21 protein-coding genes are annotated in these 23,365 nt (G+C 66.8%); 11 read left to right on the top strand and 10 right to left on the bottom strand.

Annotation, left to right across the window (positions count from 1 at the left end; translation table 11 throughout):
- Positions 1-210: 210 nt before the first annotated feature.
- Positions 211-1,458 (bottom strand): serine hydroxymethyltransferase, encoded by a 1,248-nt coding sequence (gene glyA, locus DPQ64_RS10890; protein ID WP_115864370.1) that lies wholly within the window; start codon positions 1,456-1,458, stop codon positions 211-213.
- A 102-nt stretch (positions 1,459-1,560) separates the two neighbouring features.
- On the opposite strand from glyA, the gene DPQ64_RS10885 reads away from it, so the two are divergent.
- From DPQ64_RS10885 to DPQ64_RS10875, 3 genes are all read left to right on the top strand, one after another.
- A complete protein-coding gene (locus DPQ64_RS10885) occupies positions 1,561-3,651 on the top strand; it encodes a hypothetical protein (RefSeq protein WP_115864394.1) in 2,091 nt (696 codons plus the stop codon).
- 431 nt (positions 3,652-4,082) lie between these two features.
- Entirely contained in the window at positions 4,083-4,907 is an 825-nt protein-coding gene (gene tbsP, locus DPQ64_RS10880; protein WP_115864369.1) for a transcriptional regulator TbsP, read from the top strand.
- An 81-nt stretch (positions 4,908-4,988) separates the two neighbouring features.
- Positions 4,989-6,797, top strand: coding sequence for a YcaO-like family protein (locus DPQ64_RS10875; RefSeq protein ID WP_115864368.1), 1,809 nt, complete (start codon positions 4,989-4,991; stop codon positions 6,795-6,797).
- A gap of 329 nt (positions 6,798-7,126) precedes the next feature.
- Here DPQ64_RS10875 and DPQ64_RS10870 read toward each other — a convergent pair whose 3' ends face one another.
- Together DPQ64_RS10870 and DPQ64_RS10865 are read right to left on the bottom strand one after the other, a co-directional pair.
- Positions 7,127-7,492 carry a hypothetical protein gene (locus DPQ64_RS10870; RefSeq protein ID WP_232820559.1) on the bottom strand — a complete coding sequence of 122 codons (366 nt, stop codon included), beginning with the start codon at positions 7,490-7,492 and terminating at the stop codon, positions 7,127-7,129.
- On the bottom strand, positions 7,489-9,864 hold the full coding sequence (locus DPQ64_RS10865; RefSeq protein ID WP_115864367.1) for a penicillin acylase family protein: 2,376 nt from the start codon (positions 9,862-9,864) through the stop codon (positions 7,489-7,491). The genes DPQ64_RS10870 and DPQ64_RS10865 overlap by 4 nt, the downstream gene beginning before the upstream one ends.
- 185 nt (positions 9,865-10,049) lie before the next feature.
- Between DPQ64_RS10865 and DPQ64_RS18780 the strand changes: the two genes are divergently transcribed.
- On the top strand, positions 10,050-10,502 hold the full coding sequence (locus DPQ64_RS18780) for a hypothetical protein (RefSeq protein WP_157971669.1): 453 nt from the start codon (positions 10,050-10,052) through the stop codon (positions 10,500-10,502).
- Positions 10,503-10,691: 189 nt separating this feature from the next.
- Positions 10,692-11,018, top strand: a complete 327-nt coding sequence (locus DPQ64_RS10855) for a hypothetical protein (protein ID WP_115864366.1) — start codon at positions 10,692-10,694, stop codon at positions 11,016-11,018.
- A 106-nt stretch (positions 11,019-11,124) separates the two neighbouring features.
- Here the strand turns inward: DPQ64_RS10855 and ndk are convergent, their stop codons facing one another.
- The 6 genes from ndk to mvk form a co-directional block, all read right to left on the bottom strand.
- Positions 11,125-11,589, bottom strand: a complete 465-nt coding sequence (ndk, locus tag DPQ64_RS10850) for a nucleoside-diphosphate kinase (RefSeq protein ID WP_115864365.1) — start codon at positions 11,587-11,589, stop codon at positions 11,125-11,127.
- Positions 11,586-11,777: a 50S ribosomal protein L24e gene (locus DPQ64_RS10845; protein ID WP_115864364.1), complete on the bottom strand. Its 192-nt coding sequence runs from the start codon at positions 11,775-11,777 to the stop codon at positions 11,586-11,588. The genes ndk and DPQ64_RS10845 overlap by 4 nt, the downstream gene beginning before the upstream one ends.
- Before the next feature lie 3 nt (positions 11,778-11,780).
- Positions 11,781-12,008 carry a 30S ribosomal protein S28e gene (locus DPQ64_RS10840; protein ID WP_115796086.1) on the bottom strand — a complete coding sequence of 76 codons (228 nt, stop codon included), beginning with the start codon at positions 12,006-12,008 and terminating at the stop codon, positions 11,781-11,783.
- Positions 12,009-12,020: 12 nt separating this feature from the next.
- Positions 12,021-12,383 (bottom strand): 50S ribosomal protein L7Ae, encoded by a 363-nt coding sequence (gene rpl7ae, locus DPQ64_RS10835; RefSeq protein ID WP_115864363.1) that lies wholly within the window; start codon positions 12,381-12,383, stop codon positions 12,021-12,023.
- Between the two features lie 374 nt (positions 12,384-12,757).
- On the bottom strand, positions 12,758-13,525 hold the full coding sequence (locus DPQ64_RS10830) for an isopentenyl phosphate kinase (protein WP_368276062.1): 768 nt from the start codon (positions 13,523-13,525) through the stop codon (positions 12,758-12,760).
- Between the two features lie 16 nt (positions 13,526-13,541).
- Positions 13,542-14,531 carry a mevalonate kinase gene (gene mvk / locus DPQ64_RS10825; protein ID WP_115864361.1) on the bottom strand — a complete coding sequence of 330 codons (990 nt, stop codon included), beginning with the start codon at positions 14,529-14,531 and terminating at the stop codon, positions 13,542-13,544.
- 139 nt (positions 14,532-14,670) lie between these two features.
- Between mvk and DPQ64_RS10820 the strand changes: the two genes are divergently transcribed.
- From DPQ64_RS10820 to DPQ64_RS10795, 6 genes are all read left to right on the top strand, one after another.
- Complete coding sequence (locus DPQ64_RS10820) at positions 14,671-15,153, top strand: DUF5518 domain-containing protein (protein ID WP_115864360.1); 483 nt, start codon at positions 14,671-14,673, stop codon at positions 15,151-15,153.
- Positions 15,154-15,247: 94 nt separating this feature from the next.
- Positions 15,248-16,954: an anaerobic glycerol-3-phosphate dehydrogenase subunit GlpA gene (gene glpA / locus DPQ64_RS10815; protein ID WP_115864359.1), complete on the top strand. Its 1,707-nt coding sequence runs from the start codon at positions 15,248-15,250 to the stop codon at positions 16,952-16,954.
- Positions 16,944-18,446 carry a glycerol-3-phosphate dehydrogenase subunit GlpB gene (glpB, locus tag DPQ64_RS10810; RefSeq protein ID WP_115864358.1) on the top strand — a complete coding sequence of 501 codons (1,503 nt, stop codon included), beginning with the start codon at positions 16,944-16,946 and terminating at the stop codon, positions 18,444-18,446. Before glpA ends, glpB begins: the two co-directional genes overlap by 11 nt.
- Complete coding sequence (locus tag DPQ64_RS10805) at positions 18,443-19,870, top strand: anaerobic glycerol-3-phosphate dehydrogenase subunit C (protein WP_115864357.1); 1,428 nt, start codon at positions 18,443-18,445, stop codon at positions 19,868-19,870. The genes glpB and DPQ64_RS10805 overlap by 4 nt, the downstream gene beginning before the upstream one ends.
- Before the next feature lie 67 nt (positions 19,871-19,937).
- Complete coding sequence (gene paaI, locus DPQ64_RS10800) at positions 19,938-20,339, top strand: hydroxyphenylacetyl-CoA thioesterase PaaI (protein ID WP_115864356.1); 402 nt, start codon at positions 19,938-19,940, stop codon at positions 20,337-20,339.
- 89 nt (positions 20,340-20,428) lie between these two features.
- Positions 20,429-21,811 carry a hypothetical protein gene (locus tag DPQ64_RS10795; RefSeq protein ID WP_115864355.1) on the top strand — a complete coding sequence of 461 codons (1,383 nt, stop codon included), beginning with the start codon at positions 20,429-20,431 and terminating at the stop codon, positions 21,809-21,811.
- Between the two features lie 23 nt (positions 21,812-21,834).
- Here DPQ64_RS10795 and paaK read toward each other — a convergent pair whose 3' ends face one another.
- Entirely contained in the window at positions 21,835-23,121 is a 1,287-nt protein-coding gene (gene paaK, locus DPQ64_RS10790; protein ID WP_115864354.1) for a phenylacetate--CoA ligase PaaK, read from the bottom strand.
- Positions 23,122-23,365 lie beyond the last annotated feature (244 nt).

Here is a 23,365-nt window from a genome sequence, read left to right as displayed (position 1 = left end):
GTGCCCATTTCCCGCTCCCGAATCACTATTTGATGCACGTTCTTGCAATTCCATCGTCGGCAGTTTGGCCTCGGTCGCGGAGTGGAATTCGGGACGCCACGTTAAAAGGTAATGACCGGTTTCGGATAAGAACCGAGACCATACGTCGCTAAATTCCGGACGAGCGATAGGACTGACGCTGGACGACTCGAATAACGGGCTGGGTCGGAACTACTCGTACAGCGGATTCGCCTCGCAGAGTTCCTGAACCTGCTCGGCGACCTCGCCCTTCACGTCGTCGTCGTCGACGTTGCCGACCACTTCGGCGATGAGGTCGCCGACGTACCGGCAGTCCTCCTCGTCGAACCCGCGCGTGGTGAGCGCCGGGGTCCCAGCCCGAATCCCGCTGGTCACGAACGGCGAGCGCGTCTCGCCCGGCACGGTGTTGGCGTTCAGGACGATGCCCACGTCCTCCAGGGCCTCCTCGGCGTCCTTGCCGGTCACGTCCTCGTGGGACTCGCGGAGGTCCACGAGCACGAGGTGAGTGTCGGTGCCGCCGGAGACGAGGCCGAAGCCGTGCTCCTGCAGGCGCTCGCCCAGCGCGCGGGCGTTCGCGACGGTCTGCTCGGCGTATTCCTCGAACTCCGGGGTGAGAGCCTCTTTGAACCCGACCGCCTTGCCGGCGATATTGTGCATCAGAGGTCCGCCCTGCATCCCGGGGATGACGGCCGAGTCGATCGCGTCGGCGTACTCCTCGTCGCACATGACGATGCCGCCGCGGCCGGCCCGGATGGTCTTGTGCGTCGAGCCCGTGACGAAGTCGGCGACGCCGACCGGCGAGGGGTGTTCGCCGGCGGCGACCAGCCCCGTGATGTGGGCGATGTCCGCGAGGTGGTAGGCGTCGACCGCGTCGGCGGCCTCCTGGATCGTCTCCCACTCGACCTCGCGGGGGTACGCCGAGTAGCCCGACACGACGATGTCCGGCTCGAACTCCTCGGCGTGCTCGCGCAGTGCCTCGTAGTCGAGGTATCCCGTCTCGGGGTCGACCTCGTACTGCTCGACCTCGTAGAGCTGGCCCGTGAAGTTGGCGTGGTGGCCGTGGCTGAGGTGGCCGCCGTGGGTCAGGTCCAGCGACAGGATCTTGTCGCCGGGGTCGAGCATGGCGAAGTACACCGCCATGTTGGCCTGCGTGCCCGAGTGGGGCTGGACGTTGACGTGCTCGGCTTCCCAGAGTTCTTCGGCGCGCTCGATTGCCAGTCGCTCGACGGTGTCGACGTGTTCACAACCCCCGTAGTAGCGTGATCCCGGATACCCCTCGGCGTACTTGTTGGTGAGCACGCTTCCCTGCGCTGCCATGACCGCCTCGCTGACGTGGTTCTCGCTTGCGATCATCTCCAGCGTCTGCCGCTGGCGGTCGCGTTCGGCTTCGAGCGCCTCACCTACCGCGGGGTCGACCTCGCTGACCCGGTCGTAGTCCATGTCGGAAATTCGGCTCGCCCGGCGTATAAGCTTACCTTTCCCGGCTACGATAGCGTCGATAAAAATATAAGCGCCCGGTGAGAAACGTTGTACACCGCCGACATGATCGAGTGGGAGGAGACGGAGTCCGGGTTGCGCGTATTCGATCGCACGAAGACGGAAGTCTCTATCGACACCGAAGGGTGGACCCACGCGGACGCGGGCTACGACATCGACCGGCCGCTGGACGAGACGGTTTCGGGGTACGTCTCGGAGCTACGCGTCCTCGCGGCGCTGGTGAAGGTGACGGATCTCCAGTCCGGGCAGGAGCACGAACACGGTGCCGATTCCGAGCCGCTGACCCTCCCGCCGAGCGAGTACCTGCTCGACATCAGCCTCAACATCAAGCTGTACGTTCGGTTCTCTGGCTCTGCCACAGTCGAGAAGACCGACGACTTCAACGAACTCTACGTGTCGTTTCCCGAGCCAACGCTCGTGACGTTCGGGTTTCGGAGCCGTCACGAGGAACCGGTCGACACGATCACGATACCGGAGACAGCGGACGGCGTGGCGACCGCGGTCTCCCACCTCTCCTCGTCGCACAAGACGACCGGTTCGATGCGTTCGTACCCGTCGCTCCGGGGCCATCCGCCGCGAGTCGAACTGGGTTCGACCGACATCCCCGATGCCGTAGTTGACCAGCGTTTCGACGTCGGGATCGAACTCGCCGTTCCCGATTCGTTGAAGTACTCGTTCGTCGCCGCGCCCCTGGCGTACTACCTGCAGGCAGAGATGAGCGTCGAAGATCGTCGGATGCCCGTGCTTCGGGCCCCCGAAGCCGGGGTCGAGTACCAGCTCGCACCGCTTCCCGGATTCCAGCACGAGGTCGCGGACCTCCTCCGACGAGTGTTCTTTCTCGACTGTCTCGTCCGAAACGCCGCCGAGTACAGCTGGAATCTCTCGGAGCTGTCGCTGCTCGACGACGTCGGGCTCGACAGCGAAGCGGCGTATCACGCCAGTCCGGCGGAGCAACTAGCGACGTATCTCGACACGCCGTACGAACGCATCGACGACGAGTTTCCGGAGTGGCATCTGGCCTTTCACGTCGACCCGTCACCCGACCGTATCGAACTGCTCCCGTATCTCCTCAACAATCTTGGCCTCGTCTACCTGCCCGAGTCCACCGACCTCGAGAAGGACGAACTGCTGAACAAGTCGATAGACGACTTCTACCGTGGCAATGGCTCCCGACCGTCGAACGGACGGGAACCTACGCGAGCGGGGACGGGACCAGTGAAGTCCGTCGATAGACGGGACCCGGTGCTCCACGAGGGCCGGGTGAACGGGTGGGTGGCCGACGGCGTTCCGATAGACGTGTTCAAGGTGGTGCCCCAGGCGTACGAGAATCGATTCAAGTACCTCGACAACGACGGCGGGGACATCGACATCTCGGTGATTCTCAACGACGAGGAGATGGTGGACGAACACGAGAGCGTCGCGGAGATCTACAAGCGGCGCGCCAAACAGCTTCCGCTCGACGTAACGGTTCGAGAACACCTCTCGAAGGACGAGTTGACCGATGTGTTCGAGTCTTCCCACGACTTCGTCCATTACATCGGTCACTGCGAAGAAGGCGGCCTGCGCTGTCGCAACGGAAATCTCGCTGTTTCGAACATAGAGGAGAGCAACGTCCAGACGTTCTTCCTGAACGCCTGCGGGTCCTATTACGAAGGAAGAGATCTGATCGAGAAAGGGAGTGTCGCCGGTGCGGTCACGTTCACGAAGGTCCTGAACAAGCAGGCGGCGAAGGTCGGCGTGGCGTTCGCCCAACTTCTCGTCAACGGGTTCAACATCGACCTCGCACTCAGGTTCGCGCGCCGACGCATCATGATGGGAAAGGACTACGCGGTGGTCGGGGACGGGACACACGTCCTCACGCAGGCGGACAACCGGTTCCCAGTCCTCTTGACGGTCGACGAGCGAAGCGACGGCTCCTACGAGATGACGCACGAACTCTTGTCGGTCAACAACAACGGTTCGATCTACCAGATCTTTCACGAGGACTACGAGGAGTTCCGCCTCCAAGGGACGAAGCAAACACTGGAGTTCAATCGCGACGAACTTTTGACCTTCCTGGATCGCGCCAAAGCCCCGGTTATATACGACGGCGAACTGTACTGGTCTGAAGAATTAGGCGACGGACTCGACTTCTAGGGTCCGGAAGCCGCACCGGCCGCGTTCTGGAGACTGATCTCCGCAAACACCGAACCAGTCAGTAGCAGACCGTACGCTGCAGTCATCGCTCTGGGATTGTCAACGAACCACTGTCGAATGTTGCCTCGCATGGCTTGTTTCCTGTTACAGATTCACAACACTTGAATATTTCGTATCTTTCATTGAGTGGTATGGAGAGAATAACAGTGGAAACTGCTCGTTAAATCGGTGAGCGAAAGTACGGATTACGGCTGGGCCGCTCGATTTTCTGAGACAGCTACGTATTATTTTCGGTCAGAGGGTTCACATCCAAGGCGAGTCAGATTGTACAGTTACGACTTTCACACTGTCTGTCGAATCACGTGTATAATCCGCGATTTCCCCCTGTTAATAACGTTAAAATTAAGTAGGGGTAAAACGTTTGTGGGTATATGGAGACCGAATCGAATTTACTGAACCGGGAAATCGCCGAAATCCTCCGGACGGTCATCGACGACGCGCCGGACGAACTGCTCGTGGTCAACCCCTCGACGGAAGCCATCGAGGAACTCATCGACGTCGCCACCGAGTACGACGGTGAACTGCCGACGATCCAGATGCTCGCCCAGTCGGGGACGCTGAAGGACGTGATGGAGGACTTCATCATCGCGAGTAACGCCGCCGACCTCATCGACGCGGGCGCGCTGGCGCTGCGCACCACCGACGAGGTGCCGAGCAACTCGCTGCTGGTGACCGACGAGGTCGTCATCGCGCTGGTCACCGCGGACGACCGCGTGGGCGGGCTCACCGCAGACGACGAGGAGTTCGTCGCGGAGGCGTTCGACTCCTACACCGCGCAGTTCGAGGCCGCCGACGAGTTCTCGCTCCGGACGCCCCCGCTCTCGCGCGTGCGGGACACGCTCGGCGACGAGATCAGCCCCGACGCCCAGAACGACTTCGACGAGGTGCTGTCCTCGATGGAGACCGCGCGTGGTGACGGCGACGGGCTCGACGAGGTCACGATCAGCCTGCTCGTCGCAGCGAAGAACGAGGCTCTGCTGTACGACATCAGCAAGTGGGGCGAAGACGTCGGCATCGCCAGCAAGGCGACGTTCTCGCGGACGAAGACGAAGCTCGAGGACATGGGCCTCATCGGCACGGAGAAGGTCCCCATCGACGTGGGTCGACCCCGCCTCCGGCTGAAGCTGGCCAACGACGACCTCCGCGAGGCCGACACCGACCAGCTCGCGGGCGTCGCCCAGAGCCTCCTGCACTGACGTCGCGACCACCATTCTTTTGCGCGCCGATCGCCGAGCGATAGCACCGCGCTTTTGCTCCCGGACTCCGAGCGTCGAGCCATGAGTACACCGACTGTCGGACTCGTCGGGTCGGGGCCGGGCGTCGACGCCGTCAGTGCCGCGCTCGACGACGTGCCAGCCGAGACCGTCACGTGCGACCCCGACCGCGTGGGAGTGACGGACTTCGCCGTGGTCGTCGCCGAGGCCGGCGCGGCGGCGTTCGCCGCGGCGAACGCCGCCGCGCGCGAGGCGGGGACGCCGTGGCTCGGGGTGGAACTCGGCGGTGTCGGCGGCCGCTCGATACCGACCGTGGAGGCCGCGGTGTCGGGGTACGCCCCGTCCACCGCCTGTTACGAGTGTCTCCGGACCAGAGTTCGCGCGAACCTCGACGGTGAGGACGACTCCGGCGACGCGGACGGCGGGACTGCCAGCAGTGCGGCCGACGGACCGAACGACGACACCTCCACGCCGCGCCCGGCGAGCGCGCGCTTCGCGGGCGCGCTCGCCGGGCGCGAGGCGGCGAGTTTGCTCACGGGCGGCGAGTCCGCTGCGCTCGGTGGCGTTCTGGAGGTCCCGCACGCCGAGCGCACCCTCCTGCCAGTGCCCGGCTGTTCAATCTGCGGATCGGAACCCGGGAGTGGCGCGGCTACCCGTGACTCAGACATCGACCGCGTGTACGTCGACGCGGACCTCGACGACGCCCTCTCGCGCGCCGAACAGGCCGTCGACGAGCGAGTTGGCGTGGTGTCGGAGGTCGGCGAGGTCGAGTCGTTCCCCGCGCCGTACTACCTCGCGAACCTCGCCGACACCGAGGGGTTCAGCGACGTCACGGCGGCCGAGCAGGCTGCGGGACTCGCGGCCGATTGGAACGAGGGGCTGATGAAGGCGCTCGGCGAGGGGCTGGAACGCTACGCCGCGGGCGTCTACCGGGAATCGGCGTTCCGGACGGCGCGCGCGTCCGACCTCGACGCGGCAGTTGCTCCCGACGCGTTCGTCCGGCCCGAGGACTGGTCGGTGCCGGGGCCCAACGCGGAGCTACAGTGGGTTGAGGGCGAGGAACTTCAGACGGGCGACGCCGTCCACCTGCCAGCGGAGTTCGTCCACTTCCCCCCACCGGAGATTCGGAACAAACCGTCGATCACCACCGGGCTCGGCCTCGGAAACTCGCCGGTCGAGGCCCTGCTGTCCGGGCTGTACGAGATTCTGGAACGCGACGCCACGATGCTGGCGTGGTACTCCACGTTCGACCCACTCGAACTGTCGGTTCGGACGGAGAGATTCGACGCGCTCCGAGCGCGCGCACGCGCAGCGAACCTCGACGTGACGGCTCTGCTGGTCACCCAAGACGTGGACGTCCCGGTCGTGGCCGCCGCGGTCCACCGCGACGGGAAGTGGCCGCGGTTCGCGGTCGGGTCCGACGCCGACCTCGACCCGGACGCCGCGGCGACGTCGGCGCTGGCCGAGGCGCTCCAGAACTGGACCGAACTCCGCTCGATGGGTGTCGAGGACGCCGCCGACGCGGACGGCGCGATCGGTCGCTACGCTGACTTCCCCGAAGTCGCCCGGGAGTTCGTCTCGCCGGAGACCACCGTACCGAGCGCGAGCGTCGGCCCGGCCGACCTGCCGGAGGGATCGGCCGAACTCGACGCCGTACTCGCTCGGTTGGCTGATGTCGACCTGTCGGCGTACGCCGCGCGGCTCACGACCCGCGACCTCGAACAGTTGGGTTTCGAGGCGGTCCGCGTGCTCGTCCCGGCGGCGCAGCCGCTGTTCACCGGCGACCCGTTCTTCGGGGAGCGCGCGCGGGAAGTACCGCCGGACCTCGGGTTCGAGTTCCGGCCGGAGCGGGGCCACCACCCCTACCCCTAGCGGCGCACGCCGGGGGAACTCGGTCACGGACGATACGGTTCTCGAACCAGCTACTGACGACTCTCGGCGAATTCGATGGCGAACAGGCGGCGCGCATTCGGTCAGTGGTGTCTCGCGGCGTGGTCGTTTGCTACCCGCGTCGCGGAGCGACTTCTGTCCGGAACGCTGCGCGCCGCGCAACAGCGGACGCGTTCCGGCCCGGGTCAGGTCACGGGCCGGTTTCGTCCCGCCTTCGTATTTGAATCTTTGCAGGGGATTCCGATGCAAAAGCGAATAGGGCAGCAGATTCCGGGGAGAAATAGGACGTTCCGACAGTTCAGCCACTGTTCTCAGACGACGCCCCTAATGAGCGACCCGAGCGCGGCCAGTCCGACCGGAATCCCGAAGCTCAGGGCAGTCAGCTGACCCATCTCGGCGTACGCGAGGAGTGCGCCGTTGGCCGCCAGCAAGCCAGCGAAGACGCCCCACGCGAGGAGGCCGAACCCGATTCCCGCGAGCAGGCCGCGCTTGGCGGTCGCCGAGACCAGCCCCACCAGCGCGCCCCCGAGCACGAACCCGTACCAGTGGACCCGCGCGGCCGCCAGACCTGCGGCGAGTCCGGCTGCCAGCGCGAACCACCGCGCCCGGCGGTCGCTCCGAATCTCCCGAAGCCACGCGCGAGCGACTCCCGGCCGACGAGGTTCGTCGTCGCTCATCCGTCTCCCTCCGTCGTCTCGAAGGTGAGATCCGTCCCTTCGGGACCCTCACGGTCCATCGGCTTGTACTCCCCGTCGGCCCACATCCGAAGCTGATCGTCGTAGTGGTCCGAGAAGTACTCGCCGGAGTTGCCGCCAGGCAGGATACAAATTGAGTCTTCGGCTTCGGCCATCGGACAGATCATCCGCCAGCTGCTCCCGACGGCCGACTCCGACCGGTAGTTGTTCAGGGTGTACGCCGACCCGTCGGTCGGATAGTCGGGGTAGTTGAGGAACGCCTGGCCGAACGGGTGCGTGATGGCCGCGGTGGTGTTGTGGTCGCCGTAGGTCGCGCCGTCCTCGAGTTCGTCGAGAGCGGCCCGGAGCGCGCTAATCATTACACCCCCGCGCCCTTCCTCGCCGAACCACCGGCTGTCCTCGGGCAGCGTCGCCAGCACCCAGTCGTTGGGGTAGTACGACTCGTCGAGGCCCGCGGCCTCGAACTCGTCGCCGAACGTCTCTTCGCGGAACCGGTCGAACCATCGCGAGAAGACGAGCGCGGCCCGCGAGTCCCGATCCATCCGGTAGTCCCACTCGCGGAGCGTCTCGACCGCGTCGGCGAGATCGTCTTCGCCTTCGGCCGCGGCGACCAGTTCGTCGGTGAGCTGCTCGGCGCAGGTCGACAGGGTGTCGCGCTGGAGCTCCCGCATGAATTCGGGGTCCATCGGCTCGTCGGACGCGGCGCGGCGGTCGAGCAGGTCGTAGAGGCGCTGGCCGCGGTACGGCGCGCTGTACTGTTCGCCCACGTAGTGTTGTGGGTCGTCGACGACGCGCTGGTTCGCGGTGCCGAGGTAGTCCGGATTTATCACGTGGGGTTTCTCCTCGAAGGGGACGAACCCCTCCCACGAGGAGACGCCGAACGGCTCGAACCCGTCCCACTCGCCCTCGCCAGCCGAGCCGTCGAACACGCGGGTTCCCCACACCTCCTCCCCGTCGACCGTCCGGATGGGGATGCGACCCGTCACGTAGTAGAGGGTGTTGCCCTCCCGGTCGGCGTACACGACGCTCTGGGTCGGCAGATCCATCTGGCGGGTGGCGTCGAGAAAGTCGTCCATCCCGTCGCTGTGGCTGTACCGGTGGATGGCCTTGGTCGTCTCGGTCGCGGTGTGGCCGGTCCACGCGACGCCGACCCGCTGGCCCTCGCGTTCGAGCATCGGGCCGTGGACCGTCTTCCGCACGGTGATACTCCGGTCCTCGCCGCCAGCGACGGCGATGGTTCGCTCTTCGGTCTCGAACTCGCGCCACTCGCCCTCGTAGCGGTAGCGCTCGCCAGCGTCGTCGATCTCGTAGCTGTAGAAGTCGATGACGTCGGCTCCGGCGTTGGTGAACCCCCACGCCCCGGCTTGGTTCTCGCCGATGACGACGAACGGGACGCCGGGGAAGGTGACGCCCCGAACGCTCACGTCGTCGGTCCGGAGGTTCATCTCGTACCAGACCGGCGGTGCCATCAGGTTGAGATGCGGGTCGTTGGCGACGATGGGTTGGCCGCTGGCGGTCTGCTCGCCCGAGACCACCCAGCTGTTCGACCCGACGCTCGGCGGGCGCTCGAACTCGCCGAGCCAGTCGAGCAGCGCGTCGCTCTCGAAGTTACCGGAGGCTCGCGCGACGCTCCGATTCTCCACGTTACCGCCGCCGCTCCCGTTCCGGATGATCGGCGAGTCGTGGTCCATCCGGAAGGGGTAGAGTTCCTCGGCGGCGTCCGCGCCGAGTTCACGGGCGAGGCGCTCGCGCCGGAGCGTCCAGAAGCTCCCGGTCAGCCCCCACGAGATCTGCTGTTCCATCAGCATCGTGTCGGCGGGGGTCCACGGGTCGGGCTCGTACTCCAGCAGGCCGAACTCCAGCGGGAGTTCCTCGCGCGTCCGACACGCCTCGACGCCCTCGGTGAACGCCTCGACGAGAGTCCCCGTCTCCGTGCCGTCGAGGAGTTCGAGGTTTGCCTCGGCACCGCCCGCGAAGTCCATCCGGACGTGGAACTCGTCGGAGTCGACCGTCCCCTCGCCGACGACCTCCGAGAGCTGCCCGCGCATGACCCGGCGCTGGAGGTCCATCTGGAACAGCCGGTCGGCTGCCTGCACGTACCCCGCGGCGAAGTAGAGGGCCTGCTCGTTCTCGGCCTCGACGTGGGGAACGCCGTAGTCGTCGTAGCTCACCTCGGCCGCGCCGTAGGGGCTCTCGACCCGGCGATTCGTCGAGTCGGTGGCGTCGCGCCACGCCGACCCGGAGAGGGGTGCGAACCGGTCGAGATAGCCCCGAACCGGCGAGAGCGACCCGCCGACGACCCCGCCGCCGACGATGGCGGCGATGAGGCCCCGGCGGGTGATGTCTCCGTCCATGCCGGGGAGTTGTATTGGGGACACAAAACTGCTTTTCCACTAGAGGTAGGTTATTTTGAGTTTATTTGATAACCTTCATAAATGTCGTGTCGGCCAGACGACCATAATTCTCGGGGATAATCGAGATTATTACTGACGCGGTAACTTAGATGGGATTTATTTATTCATGGTAGATATGTATAGCTATGAATCAACCAAATTGGGCTGTCGTACTCCATTATATACACGATTCAGATGGGGTAGTACGGATAGAATTCCCCAAAGAGGGAAAGATATTGAAATCGCATCCCGTAGTCAACGATAACTCCACTCTCTCACGTACTGAAGCAGAAAATGCACTCGAATATTTGATTCACACGGGACTGATTAAAGAAGAACAGAATTCGCACTACGTAATTTCGGAGAGAGGCTTTGACACAGTTCATCAGCGACAAGTTGAAGCCCGAAATTGGGATGCCGCTTATTCTTCGGTGATCGTCTCGTTCGGACTAGTAACGGTTACAATGGTTGGTTTAATGATGAATGAATTAGTAGGATGGTGGCGCATATCAGAGTTAGTTGGAATATTGGCAGTATTCCTAATTGGCATGGTATATTTCAATAAGACAATATATGTCGAGGATCTCTTTGGCGAATAAACACTGCCTGAAGATCGGACTGCGAAAGGACCGGACTTCTCGTACAGCCACTGCTCGTCGACGCGCTCGTAGTCGACCAGTTCCACCCCGCCGAAGAACAGGTCGGTCTCGCGCTCGTTCGAATTCGCCGAGTCATGTGAACGCCGTTTGAAAAACTTATTTCCCCCGAGTTCGACCGTCCGGTAGAAGATGGGGTGGACCGTCGAGTTTTCGGGCGACTGGCTCGGTCGCCTCGTCTACGCGTTCCAAGTGGCTGCGTTGCTGGCGGTCCTGCTCTTCGTGGTACTCCCTCTCGACAGTTCCGCCAGCGTCCCGTTAGCCCTGCTGTTCGCGCTGTTGGCATTCACGGCGGCGTTCGGCCTGCGGCGGACGACGAGCGACGGCGACGGGCAGAATCGGGTCGGGACGGCCGAGGACATCACGTACGACCCGTTTGCGGACCCCGGACAGGCGGCCCGGGACAGGTGGGAGAAGGCGATCCGTCGGCTCCCCGGCAGGGACGACGAGCGGGATTGACGAGCGGGATTGACGAGCGGAATTGACGAGCGGGACTAATCGCTGCGTCGCTGGAGCGATCCAAGAACGAACCGCGAGAACGGGACTGCGAAAATCGACAGCTACGCTACTCGTACAGCCACTGCTCGTCGATGCGCTCGTAGTCGACCAGTTCCTCCTCGTCGAAGAACAGGTCGATCTCGCGCTCGTTCGCGCCCTCGTCCTCGTGGTCCGAGCCGTGGATGACGTTCCGACCGAGGTCGAGTCCGTAGTCGCCGCGGATGGTGCCGGGCGCGGACTCGGCGGGGTCGGTCTCGCCCATCATCTTGCGGACCTGTCGGGTCGCGTCCTGACCCTCCCACACCATCGCGAACACGGGGCCGGACGTGATGAAGTCCACGAGGCCCTCGAAGAAGGGCTTGCCCTCGTGCTCGCCGTAGTGGTCGTGGGCGAGCTCCTCGTCGATCTGCATGAACTTGCCGGCGACCATCTTCAGGCCGCGCTCCTCGAGTCGGCCGACGATCTCGCCGATGAGTCCGCGCTGGACTCCGTCGGGCTTGACCATCACGAAGGTGCGCTCGGCGTCGCTCATTGTTCGGCCTCTTCTGCGCCACCTTCCTCGGTCCAGCCCAGATCGCGGGGCTCGCGGCCGAGGTCGGCGTTCTTCTCGCACTTCGCCGAACAGAAGTGGATGGTACTCCCGTCGGTGCGGACGAACATCGTACCCGTCCCGGGCTCGATGTCCGACCCGCAGAAGTCACACTCTCTGGTCTGGGGCATCGATTACTGACCTCCGATTGAGTCGGCTTCGCGGGCGGTCTCGCGCAGTTGCAGGACGTCGCCCTCGCGGACGGGGCCGAGGCAGTTCCGCGTGATGATGCGGCCCTGGTTCTCGCCCTCGCGGATGCGGCACTTGACCTGCATGGCCTCGCCGTGCATCCCGGTCTTGCCGACGATCTCGATTACTTCGGCGGGCGTGGAGCCTTCCTCTTCGGTTTCCTCTGCACTCATGACTCAACCACCTTATCGAAGTTCCTCGACCTTGTCGGCGATGTCCTCGACGTCGTCCTCGGCCTCGCCGGCGTCGGTGACGGCGGCGGCGGCACTTCCGACTTCGAGGCCAGCGGCGTGGCCGATGTCGTCCTGCGTCTCGACGAAGATGAAGGGGATGCCCTTCTCGTCGGCCAGCTCGGGGAGATGCATCACGATCTCCTCCGGCTGGACGTCTTCGGCGACGTAGACGAGGTCGGCGTTACCGCGCTCGATCGCCTTGGTCGTCTCGTTGGTTCCTTTCTTTACGCTTCCTGTGTCTCGGGCGACCTCGAGCGCCTCGACGGCGCGGTCTTGGAGGTCGGCTGGGACGTCGAAGTTTACGTACACTGGCATGGTTGTTCACCTCCCTGCACGTCGGCTCAGGCTCCCCTGCCGGTCGGATCCTGTGCGGCTAGGAGCATCATCAACCGCGCGCAGGTCGTACCCTTGGGTTGTTCGTCACCCCTTAAAAGCGCTTTCAAATGCACCGGCGGCGTGCGAACGGAAGACACGGGCGAGGGACTGGGGTGTCGGGTTCGTTTCGAGACCATCGGGAGAGGTTCGAAGCGCTAGACTCCACCGAAACCCGGGTATCGTGGGAAACTTTTGCCCCGCGCTCCGCGCTGTACACTGGTCGCGCGCCGAGTCGACAGGAGTAATTGCACTGACTATCAGAGTGACTCTTCGAAGCGACAGACAGCCCGACCGTCACGTCCGCTCGCCCGACCTCACGCCCCGTCGATTCGCGTCCCGGGACCCTCCCCGTCGAGGAACGACCCGAGGTCGTCCGGGCCGAAGATGCTGGCCGGCGCGCCCAGTTCCAGCAGGGTCCGAACCTTCCCGGCCATCCCGCCGGTCACGTCGGTCGCGTCGCTCCCGCCGAGGTAGTCGGCGACCTCCTCGTACGAGTTAATCTCGGGAATCACCGCGCCTTCGTCGTCGAGTACGCCCGAGACCGACGAGCAGAAGCCGACGCGGTCGGCCCCGACGCCTTTCGCGACCTCGACGACCACCTCGTCGCCGCTGAGGATGGTCACGCCCGCGCCCGCCTGCGCAACCACGTCGCCGTGGAGCACCGGCACGAACCCCTCGCCGAGCATGGTCGCGACTTGTTGGGTCGGAAGCGTCGTTTCGGCCGCTTCGCCTCGGCTGGCGGCCTCGTCGCGGTGGGCCGCCGAGAACGGGTGGACCGGCACCGCGGGCACGTCGCGTTCGTGGAGTCGCGCCAACACGAACTCGTTGAGGGTCTTCATCGAGCGGTTGATCTCGACCGCCGCGGTCGCGTCGCGCGAACCCTCGGTCTTCGAGACGCCGTGCTGGCTGGCGTAGTGGTGGCCGAAGCTCCCCGCGCCGTGGACCACCACCAGATTCGAAACCTTTCCGCCCGCGAGCGCGTCCGCGAGCGCGTCGGCCGCCGCGTCGAGCGCCGGCCCGTCCAGCGTCTCCGGGGAGTCCTTCTCGGTGACGACGCTGCCCCCGAGCTTGAGGACGGTCAGTTCGTTTCCGCTCATCTCACTCGTCCTCCACGCGCACGCCCTCGGTGTCGAGCTCCGCGCGGAAGGCGTCCTCGCAGCCCGGCGTGAACTCCAGCGCGGTCTGGGTCTCGTCGGTGGGGTCGAGCGCGACGATGCAGCCGCCGCCGCCCGCGCCCGTGAGCTTGGCCCCGAGCGCGTTCGCGTCGCGCGCGGCCCACACCATCCCGTCGAGCGAACGCGAGGAGACCCCGAGCGCCGCGAGCAGGCCGTGGTTGAAGTTCATCAGCTTGCCGAGTTCGTCGAGGTCGCCCGCCGCGAGTGCTTGTTCGCCGGAGCGAACGAGGTCGCCGACGGTCTCGACCGTGTCGGCCGCGAAGTCGTACTCCTCGCGGAGCTGCCGGACGCCCGAGACGAGTTCGCCCGTGTCGCCGGCGCTGCCGTCGAAACCGATGACCAGCGGGAGGTCCGGAGCCTCGATCGACCGGCAGTCGTCGCCCTCTACCCGGACCGCGCCGCCGGTCGCCGAGCAGAAGGTGTCGGCCCGCGAGGCGTCGCCGTTCTGCGCGTCGTGCTCGGCGCGGTAGCCCCGGTCGGCGACCTTCGCCGTGGAGAGTTCGACGCCGAGTTCCCTCGTCGCAGCGTCGATGGCCGCGGTGACGACCGCCGCCGACGAGCCGAGCCCCGCGCCGAGGGGAATCTCGCTCTGGATGACGACGTCGAAGCCCGCGTTCGGCGCGTCGGCGGCGTCGCGGGCCTGCGCGACCGCGGCGTCGACGTACCGCATCCCGGCCTCGACAACCGACTCGGAGACGTCCACGTCCGGCGTGGCGGCGGAATCGCTGCTGTACTCGACCGTGAACCCGTCGAGGCTCAGGTCCTCGGCGTGGACCCGGATGCGGTCGTCGTCGCGCTCCTCGACCGTGACCCGCGCCCGGCGCTCGATGGCGCAGGGGACCGCGGGCTCGCCGTAGACGACCGCGTGCTCCCCGAACAGGTAGACCTTCCCCGGAGCACTCGAAGTGACCATGCGAGACGGTTCTGCTCCGGGGGTTAACACGTTTGCGAAGCGATTCGGGGCGGCCGTCACCCTGCGCCCTCGCCCGACTGACCTGAAGGGAGTGCGATAGGTTCAACTCCCTACAACTGCTACCCGGGAACTATCCACCATGTGCGCAGCCTTCGATCCGATAGCGGCAGTTCGCGACGAGTCCCTGCGGACGGCGACGCTCCTCGGATTGGCTTCGATCCCGTTCACTATCGTCCTCTCGTGGGAGGTGTTCTTCAGGTCGTGGGGGATCGGACCTGCCGAGGGTGCGTACCTCGGCGGGACAATCTCTGGCGGACCGATACTCGCCGCCGGACTGGTCGCGGGATACCGCTACAGCCAGCGGCCCACCAGCAGTCGGTCCGCCGGAATCCGGGTCGGAATCGTCGGGTCGGTACCCATCCTCTTCTCGCACTTCTCGAACTCGGCGGCGCTCGTCCTGAACGGGTCGCTGGAGATCGCCGTGCTCGCGACGCTGCTGACTCCTCTCGTGATCATCGTCGGTGCTGGCATCTGTGGCCTCGTCGGCATGGTGGCGGCGATTCTGGGCGACCGACTGGCCGACAAGGTCGGTCGCGACCGCGCCCACGATGCCGGTAACTGAGTCACGGTGCGGTCGTCCCGACGTCACCGCCAGCGCCACCTCGGGGCCGCCGCCAGCAATACACTCAAGTTCGCGGCGGCCAACGCCCAAGCGAATGACCGACACCGAGGTGGTCGTGGTCGGCGGCGGGTCGACGGGCTGTGGCGTGGCCCGGGACCTCGCCATGCGCGGGGTGGACGTGACCCTCGTCGAGCAGGGCAACCTGACCCACGGGACCACCGGCCGGATGCACGGGCTGCTCCACAGCGGGGGCCGCTACGCCGTCTCCGACCAGTCGAGCGCCCAGGAGTGCATCGCCGAGAACCGCGTACTGCGCGACATCGCCGACCACTGCGTCGAGATGACCGGCGGCCAGTTCGTCCAACTGGAGGGCGACCCCGACGAGTACTTCGAGGAGAAGCTCGCGGGCTGTCGGGAGTGCGGGATTCCCGTCGAGGTCCTCAGTGGCCAGCAAGCCCGCGAGGAAGAGCCATATCTCACGAAGAGCGTGAAGCGCGCGATTCGGGTGCCCGACGGCGCGGTCGATCCGTTCCGGCTCTGCGTCGCCAACGCCGCGAGCGCCGAGGAGCACGGCGCGCGCATCGAGACTCACGCCGAGGTCGTGGCTGTCCTCAAGAACGGAACCCAGGTTACAGGCGTCGAGGTGCGCCACGACTCGGGTCCCGGGAAGCGCGAGCACCGCCGGGCGGGCGAGCGCGAGACCATCACGGCCGACCACGTGGTCAACGCGGCGGGCGCGTGGGCGGGACAGCTCGGAGAGATGGCCGGCGCGGACGTGGCGGTCCGGCCCTCGAAGGGCGCGATGGTGGTGACCAACTGCCGACAGGTCGACACCGTGATCAACCGGTGTCGGCCGAAGGGCGACGCCGACATCGTGGTCCCCCACGAGGCGACCGCGATTCTGGGAACGACCGACGTGGAGGTCGACGATCCCGAGGACTACCCGGAAGAGCAGTGGGAGGTCGACCTGCTGATAGACGAACTGTCGAAACTGGTGCCGATCCTCGGGGAAGCCCGCACGGTCCGGTCGTTCTGGGGTGTCCGCCCGCTGTACGAACCGCCGGGGGCCGCCACCGAGGACCCGACCGACATCACGCGCGACTACTTCCTGCTCGACCACGCCGACCGGGACGACCTCGCGGGCCTGACCACCATCGTCGGCGGCAAGTTCACGACCTACCGGCTGATGGCCGAGTCCGTCGCCGACCACGTCTGCGGGAAGCTGGGCGTCTCCGCGGACTGCAAAACCGCCGACGTCCCGCTCCCCGGCAGCGAGGACTTCTCGGTCCTCCGGGAGTACATGGACGAGTTCGGCCTGCGCTCGCCGGTCGGCCGGCGGAGCGTCCAGCGGCTCGGTTCACGGGCCGACGAGGTCCTGACGACCGACGGTCCCAACCCGGTGCTCTGTGACTGCGAGGCCGTGACCCGGGCAGAGGTCCGGGACGCAATCGAAGGGTCGGGGACCGACCTCAACGCGGTCCGCATTCGGACCCGGGCCTCGATGGGAAACTGTCAGGGCGGGTTCTGCTGTCATCGAATGGCGGCCGAACTGCATCCCGAGTACGACGAGTCCCAGTCCCGCGAGGCGCTCGACGAGCTATTCCAAGAGCGCTGGAAGGGCCAGCGCCACGCGCTCTGGGGCGAACAGCTCTCGCAGGCCGCGCTCAACTACGCGCTTCACGCGACCACGATGAACCGGGATCGGGACCCGGCCGAGGGGGACGGAACGCTCGATTTCGGGCGATTCGACTCGGGAGCGCCGAACCGACCGGAGGAGACGGAGGCCCGAGATGGCGATTGAAGACGACGTGGTGGTCGTGGGCGGCGGCCTCGCTGGCATGGTCGCCGCGCTCGCGGCCGCTCGCCAGGGCGCGGGCGTTCGCGTGCTCTCGCACGCGGACTCGACCCTCCAGAGTGCGAGCGGGCTGGTGGACGTGCTGGGGTACCCGGCGGCCGCTGGCGACCGTAACGCGGTCGCCAGCGGCCGCGGGAGTGAAGCGGTGGGCGAGAGGCCCGCCGAGAACGGGGTCGGCGACGGGACCACCGAGAACGGGGTCGGCGACGGGACCACCGAGAACGGGGTCGGCGACGAGACCACCGAGAACGGGGTCGGCGGCGGGACCGCCTGCGGTCCCGTCGCCGACCCCTTCGACGCGATTCCCGACCTCCCCGAGCGCCACCCGTACCGGACGGTTGGCGTCGAGACGGTCCGCGAGGCGCTCGCGCTGTTCGACGAGGCGACCGGAAATCTGTACCGCGGCGGCCACACCGATCGGAACGCGCTGGTCCCGACCCACGGCGGGACGGTCAAGCCGACCGCGAGGTACCCCGCGACGGTCGCCGAGGGCCTCGCGAGCGACGACCGGCCGACCCTGCTGGTCGGCTTCGAGACCGTCACCGACTTCGACGCGCCGCTGGCGGCCGACCACCTCCGGGCCGCGGGCGTCCCGTTCGAGGTCCGGGGCGCGACGGTCCGATTCCCCGGCGAGTTCCGAGCCGACGCAGCCAGAACCCGGCTCGCGGACGCGCTCGACGCGAACGAGCGCGTCGAGCGCGTCCGCGATGGCGGCGGCCGTGGGGCCGGCGGTTCGTACTCCACCACGCTCCCGGCTCGCCGAGCGCTCGCGGCGGCCGTCGAGCCCCACCTCGACGGCGCGGAGCGCGTCGGTTTCCCGGCGCTGCTCGGCCAGCACGAAACCGAGGCGGTGCTGGCCGACCTCGAAGCCGAACTCGGCGCGGCGGTCTTCGAGGTGCCCACCGGCTCGCCGAGCGTCCCCGGGATGCGCTTGGCGGGCGCGCTCCGCCGGGCCTGCCGCGAGGCCGGCGTTCGGTTCACGACAGGGAACCCAGTGGTGAACTACGAGACCACCGGGAACGGGGAGCAGGACGGCGAAATCGCCGCGGTCCGGGTCGACCGGAACGGAGCGACGGTGCCGTTCCACGCCGCGGAGTTCGTGCTGGCGACCGGCGGACTGGTCGGCAAGGGTGTGGACTCGGACCGCGAGAGCGTCCGCGAGCCGATCTTCGACTGCCACGTTCCCCATCCCGAGGACCGCTACGACTGGTTCGCCGACGGGGCGTTCGGCGACCACCCGTTCGCCCGGTTCGGCGTGGCCGTGGACGACGACCTGCGGCCGCTCGACTCGGCGGGCGACGCGACGTTCCCGAACCTGCGAGCCGCCGGCGCGGTCCTCGGCGGGTACGACTTCGCGGCCGAGAAGTCGGGGTCGGGCGTCTCGCTGGCGACGGGGCTCGCGGCCGGGCGCGCGGCGGCACGGGAGGTGTTCCAATGAGTGAAACAGAAGACGTGAACGACCCAGGGGACGTGCGTGAAGAGGAAACAGTCGAATCGGACGAGTTCGAGCCGGTGCAGGTCTTCGGCGACAGCGAGTCGATGGACCTCCGACCGGGGAGCGACGACTGCTACAAGTGCTCGACCTGCGACACGAACTGCCCGGTCGCGGAAGTCGACGACGAGTTCCCCGGGCCGAAGTTCCAGGGACCGGAGCAGTGGCGGCTCAAGCGAAAGGACGACCGCGAGGTCGACGACTCGATCACGTCCTGCTCGAACTGCATGCGCTGTGACTCGGCTTGCCCCTCCGACGTGCCCCTGAGCCAGATGCACAACACCGCCCGCGGAGAGTTCGTCTCCGAGCAGATGGAGAAGCTCTCTCGGGAGTACGTTCGGAATCGCATCCTGGCGAACTACGGGACGCTGGCCCGACTCGGGAGCAAGGTACCGCGGCTCACCAACTTCGTGATGGGCAACTCGCTGGTGCAGACGCTCAACGAGAAGCTTCTGGGAATCACCAGCGAGCGCGAGTTCCCGGAGTTCGCCGAGGAGACGTTCCGCGAGTGGTGGGAGAAGCGAGGGGGCACCGCCGCCTCGAAAGAGCGAGCGCAGGAGGCGCGAGCGCAGCGAGGCGGAGCCAAAATCGAACGCGACGAGAAGCGCGTCGCCTACTTCCACGGCTGTTACTCGAACTACAACACCCCGGCGGTGGGCAAGGCGACGGTCCGGGTGTTCGAGCGGTTCGGCTACGAGGTGCTGGTCCCGCCCCAGCAGTGCTCGGGCACGCCGATGTTCGCGAACGGGATGCTCGAAGACGCCCGGCGCTCGGCCGAGACGAACGTCCGGGAACTCGCCGCCGCCATCGAGGACGGAGCCGACGTTATCGCCTCCTGCACGTCCTGCTCGATGGCACTCCGACAGGAGTACCCCGAACTGTTCGACTTCGAGGGCACCGCCAGCGTGGCGGCCCGGACCTACGAGGCCGCGGAGTACCTGCGGCTCCACGAGGACCTCGATGGCGCGCTCGCGGACGCCGAGGTCGACCTCGACCCCGTCGGAACCGAGGTCGAGGGCGAGGAGGATGGTGACGCCGAATTCGCCTACCACGCGCCCTGCCACGCCCGGAATCAGGGTATCGCGGGCCAGGCGGTCGAACTGCTCGACCATCTCGACGGCGCGAGCGCGGAGGACGTGGGACCGTCCTGTTCGGGCATCTCGGGCACCTACGGCTGGAAGGCCGAGAAGTACGACGCCTCGATGGAGATCGGCGCGGAGATGATCGAGCACATGGAGGAGGCCGACGCCGAGACTGGCCTGACGGAGTGTCCCACCTGCGCGATGCAGATGGAACACGGCACGGGCTACGACGTTCGCCATCCGATGGAGGTGCTGGAGGACGCGCTGGTGGACGGCGAGAGCGCGTGAGGCGGCGGGTAGACGACCGCGCTGCCGACGCGCCCGACTTTAAATACCAGCCCGACCAATCGCCGCCATGAGCGAGATTCCCGACGAGCGCCGCGAGCGCATCGCCTCGGACCCCTTCGCCGCGAAGCTGGGGGTCGAACTCGTCGACCTCGGCCCCGGTCGGGCGCGCACGGAGTTGACGATCACCGAGGACCTGTTGAACTTCCACGGGACGCCTCACGGCGGTGCGATCTACTCGCTGGCCGACGCCGCGTTCGCCGCGGCCTCCAACGCCGAGGGCGAAACTGCGCTCGCGATGGAGACCGACGTCTCGTACTTCGAGTCGGTCGCGGTCGGCGAGACGCTGACCGCCGAGGCCGAGGAGGTCCACGTCCGCGGTCGGACCGCCGCCTACCGCGTCGCGGTCACCGACGAAGACGGCGAGCCGGTCGCGAGCTTCCGCGGACGAGTGTACCGCCCGGAGGAATGACTCCAGCCGGTCGAGTCCACCGGTCGTCGGCCGGCAGGCGACCATTTAACTCCCCCACCTTTTTTGAACGCCGGGCGTCATCCACCGGTATGCGACGCCGCCCGTTCCTCCACCTCGCAGCGGCCGCGGTCGCGACCAGCGGCTGTCTCGGGACCTCCGAGCCGGTCGACGACGAGCCCAGCGCGACCACCGGGACGACCAGCACCGAGACGACCACCGGCACCGCGACCGAGGAGACCACGTCGAGCACCGAGTCGACGACCGAATCTGCCGAGAGCGCCGGCCCGCTGGCGGTCGAGCGCGTCGAGGCGTTCGACTACGCGGTCCGGATGAACGACCTCGGCCAGAACCCCGGCGGCGGAGCCGTCCAGTTCGACGATCTCACCGACCGCGAGCAGGGGATCGTCGAGCGCGCGCTCGACGGCGGCTACGAGACCGACGACCCGCCGGACTGGCTGTTGCAGTTCGCAGAGGGGACGCCGGTCGTCGCGCGCTCGGGAGCGTACTACCAGCTCGACCACGACTTCCCGACGACCACGGTCACCGCCGAGGCCGTTTCGGAGTCCGAGGTCGACGGCGAAATCGCCGACTACGAGGCCTACGAGGCCGCGGTCACCCACGACGGGCGCGTGATGTCCGGGCTACTCCGCATCGCTCGCGAGAAGGGCATGGATTTCACGCACGTCTGGCCGAGCCTCCGGGAGTTCCTCGACGAGTACGCGGCGGTCCGGTACCACGGCGACGTGGTGTCGATGTCTGCCGACGTCGAGGACTCGGGCCCGCCGTACGGCGTTTCGGCGACCGAGATATCCGTCTCCGAGGCGGTCGGGGGCGACGTGTGGCAGGTGGCCGAGGCCGACGCCGAGGTCAGGGAACTCGTCAGGGCCGCCGGAAACGCCAGCGGCGCGTACGGCTTCGACAGCGCGCCGGCGGGCCTCTTCGAGAAGCTGGAGAACCACCGCTACGCCTACCTCGACGGCGCCTTCTACACCACGTACGTCGAGGCGACCGAGTCGGCGCCCGTCTCCCTGTCGGCCGAGGTCGCGGGCGAGTCGGGCGACGGTTCGAGCGAGTCTGGCGAAGGAGCAGGCGAGTCCGGTGGGAAACTGCGGCTCGCGCTCGAAAACGACGCCGACAGCGAACTGGAGATCTCCACGGGGGCGCCCCGGCCGTTCGGCGTGCTGCACGCCGCTCCGGTGGGCGAGTCCGACGAAAACCACCTGCTCTGGACCGACGCCTACGCGGAGAGCGACCACGTTCACACCGAGGGCCGCGAGGTCGAGGCCATCAACGCAATCGGCCTCATCGTGACCCTCGCGCCCGGCGAGACGGCCGGCGAGAGTTTCGAAGTTCCGACCGGAGAGATGGCCTCGGGCGAGTACGTCGTGGATGTCTCGGTCGGCGTCGAGGGCGGTGAGAACGGCGGGGACAGCTCGACCGCCCGGTATCGGGTCGTCTTCTCGGTCGAATAGAATAGCAGGTCCCAATCGCCGCCTCACCGATGGTCGAACACGCGCTTGACCTTCCCGACCTCGGTGCGCTCGATCTCGCCGGGTTCGACCACCTCCACCTCGTCGGGCCTGACTTCGAGCACGTCGCGGAGTTCCGACTCGATCTCCTCGCGGAGATCGTCGGGCGTCCCGCGGAAGTCCTCGTGGTGCTCGACCGTGATCTCCATGGTGTCGAGGGTGTCCTCGCGGTAGAGGTCGATGCGGTAGTGGGGAGCCACGTCGCCCAGATCGAGCATCACCTCCTCGATCTGGCTCGGGTAGACGTTGACGCCGCGGACGATGAGCAGGTCGTCGGTCCGGCCCGTCACGTTGTCCATCCGGACCGCGGTGCGACCGCAGTCGCACTTCTCGTAGTTCAGCGAGGTGATGTCGCCCGTGCGGTAGCGCAGGACCGGGAGCGCCTCCTTCGTGAGCGAGGTGAGGACGAGTTCGCCCTCCTCGCCCTCCGGCAGGGGCTCGCCGGTCTGCGGGTCGACGACCTCCGGGTAGAAGTGGTCCTCCCAGACGTGGAGCCCGTCCTGGGCCTCCTCGCACTCGATGGAGACGCCGGGGCCGATGATCTCCGAGAGGCCGTACACGTCGACCGCGGTGACCCCGAGCGCGCGCTCGATCTCCTCGCGCATCGGGTCGGTGAACGGCTCCGCGCCGATGACGACTCGCGAGAGCGGGAGTTCGCGCACGTCCATCATCCGCTCGTCGGCGGCCTCCGCGAGGTAGAGGCAGTAGGAGGGCGTGCAGGCCAGCGCGTCGCTGTCCAGATCTCGGAGCATGTCGAGCTGGCGTGCGGTGTTGCCGCCGCCGGTCGGGATGACGGTCGCGCCGAGTTCCTCGACGCCGTCGTGGAAGCCCAGCCCGCCGGTGAACAGCCCGTAGCCGTACGCGTTCTGGACCGTGTCGCCCGGCCGGACGCCAGCGGCGTGGAGCGACCGGGCCATCACCTCCTTCCAGACGCCCAGGTCGTCCTCGGTGTAGGCGACGATCTTGGGCTTTCCGGTGGTGCCCGAGGAGGCGTGGATTCGCCGCACGTCCTCGTGGTCGACCGCGAACAGGCCGTCGGGGTACTCGTCGCGGAAGTCCTCCTTGGTCGTGAACGGGAGTTCGGCGAGGTCGTCGACCGAGTCGACGTCGTCCGGCGAGACGCCGGCCTCGTCGAGCGCCTCGCGGTAGAAATCCACGTTCTCGTAGGCGTACTCGACGGTCTCGGCGAGTCGGTCGTCCTGTAACTCGCGGAGGTCCTCGCGGCTGGCCGTTTCGATGTCGCTGTAGGCCATGTCGACTGGTAGTTCGGACGAGTGCGCCTAAACTGTTTGGCCACCGAAGGATACGGTACTGAATCGGAAGCAGTTGGGGTTGTTGGTGTGGTCGGGGTTGCGGTTGCTGGTACGGTCGCGGTCGCAGTTGCCGGTGCGGTTGCGGTGGTTGAGGCGATTGCGATTCCAGCCTCGGTCGCAGTAGCAACCAACGACGACACGCCGAGAACGTTCCCCCACCGACCTCCCGACGCGCTCCCGACCG

Origin of the sequence: Halorussus litoreus (assembly GCF_003382685.1) — an archaeon.
Taxonomy (GTDB): Archaea; Halobacteriota; Halobacteria; order Halobacteriales; family Haladaptataceae; genus Halorussus; species Halorussus litoreus.
This window is presented reverse-complemented; position numbering and strand designations above follow the sequence as displayed.

Coding starts and splice junctions, on each gene's coding strand:
- paaK (WP_115864354.1), bottom strand. CDS start 23,121: ATGGCCTACAGCGACATCGAAACGGCCAGCCGCGAGGACCTCCGCGAG.
- DPQ64_RS18780 (WP_157971669.1), top strand. CDS start 10,050: ATGAATCAACCAAATTGGGCTGTCGTACTCCATTATATACACGATTCA.
- paaI (WP_115864356.1), top strand. CDS start 19,938: ATGAGCGAGATTCCCGACGAGCGCCGCGAGCGCATCGCCTCGGACCCC.
- ndk (WP_115864365.1), bottom strand. CDS start 11,589: ATGAGCGACGCCGAGCGCACCTTCGTGATGGTCAAGCCCGACGGAGTC.
- DPQ64_RS10855 (WP_115864366.1), top strand. CDS start 10,692: ATGGGGTGGACCGTCGAGTTTTCGGGCGACTGGCTCGGTCGCCTCGTC.
- glyA (WP_115864370.1), bottom strand. CDS start 1,458: ATGGACTACGACCGGGTCAGCGAGGTCGACCCCGCGGTAGGTGAGGCG.
- DPQ64_RS10840 (WP_115796086.1), bottom strand. CDS start 12,008: ATGAGTGCAGAGGAAACCGAAGAGGAAGGCTCCACGCCCGCCGAAGTA.
- tbsP (WP_115864369.1), top strand. CDS start 4,083: ATGGAGACCGAATCGAATTTACTGAACCGGGAAATCGCCGAAATCCTC.
- DPQ64_RS10865 (WP_115864367.1), bottom strand. CDS start 9,864: ATGGACGGAGACATCACCCGCCGGGGCCTCATCGCCGCCATCGTCGGC.
- mvk (WP_115864361.1), bottom strand. CDS start 14,531: ATGGTCACTTCGAGTGCTCCGGGGAAGGTCTACCTGTTCGGGGAGCAC.
- DPQ64_RS10870 (WP_232820559.1), bottom strand. CDS start 7,492: ATGAGCGACGACGAACCTCGTCGGCCGGGAGTCGCTCGCGCGTGGCTT.
- rpl7ae (WP_115864363.1), bottom strand. CDS start 12,383: ATGCCAGTGTACGTAAACTTCGACGTCCCAGCCGACCTCCAAGACCGC.
- DPQ64_RS10820 (WP_115864360.1), top strand. CDS start 14,671: ATGTGCGCAGCCTTCGATCCGATAGCGGCAGTTCGCGACGAGTCCCTG.
- DPQ64_RS10845 (WP_115864364.1), bottom strand. CDS start 11,777: ATGCCCCAGACCAGAGAGTGTGACTTCTGCGGGTCGGACATCGAGCCC.
- glpA (WP_115864359.1), top strand. CDS start 15,248: ATGACCGACACCGAGGTGGTCGTGGTCGGCGGCGGGTCGACGGGCTGT.
- DPQ64_RS10805 (WP_115864357.1), top strand. CDS start 18,443: ATGAGTGAAACAGAAGACGTGAACGACCCAGGGGACGTGCGTGAAGAG.
- DPQ64_RS10885 (WP_115864394.1), top strand. CDS start 1,561: ATGATCGAGTGGGAGGAGACGGAGTCCGGGTTGCGCGTATTCGATCGC.
- DPQ64_RS10875 (WP_115864368.1), top strand. CDS start 4,989: ATGAGTACACCGACTGTCGGACTCGTCGGGTCGGGGCCGGGCGTCGAC.
- glpB (WP_115864358.1), top strand. CDS start 16,944: ATGGCGATTGAAGACGACGTGGTGGTCGTGGGCGGCGGCCTCGCTGGC.
- DPQ64_RS10795 (WP_115864355.1), top strand. CDS start 20,429: ATGCGACGCCGCCCGTTCCTCCACCTCGCAGCGGCCGCGGTCGCGACC.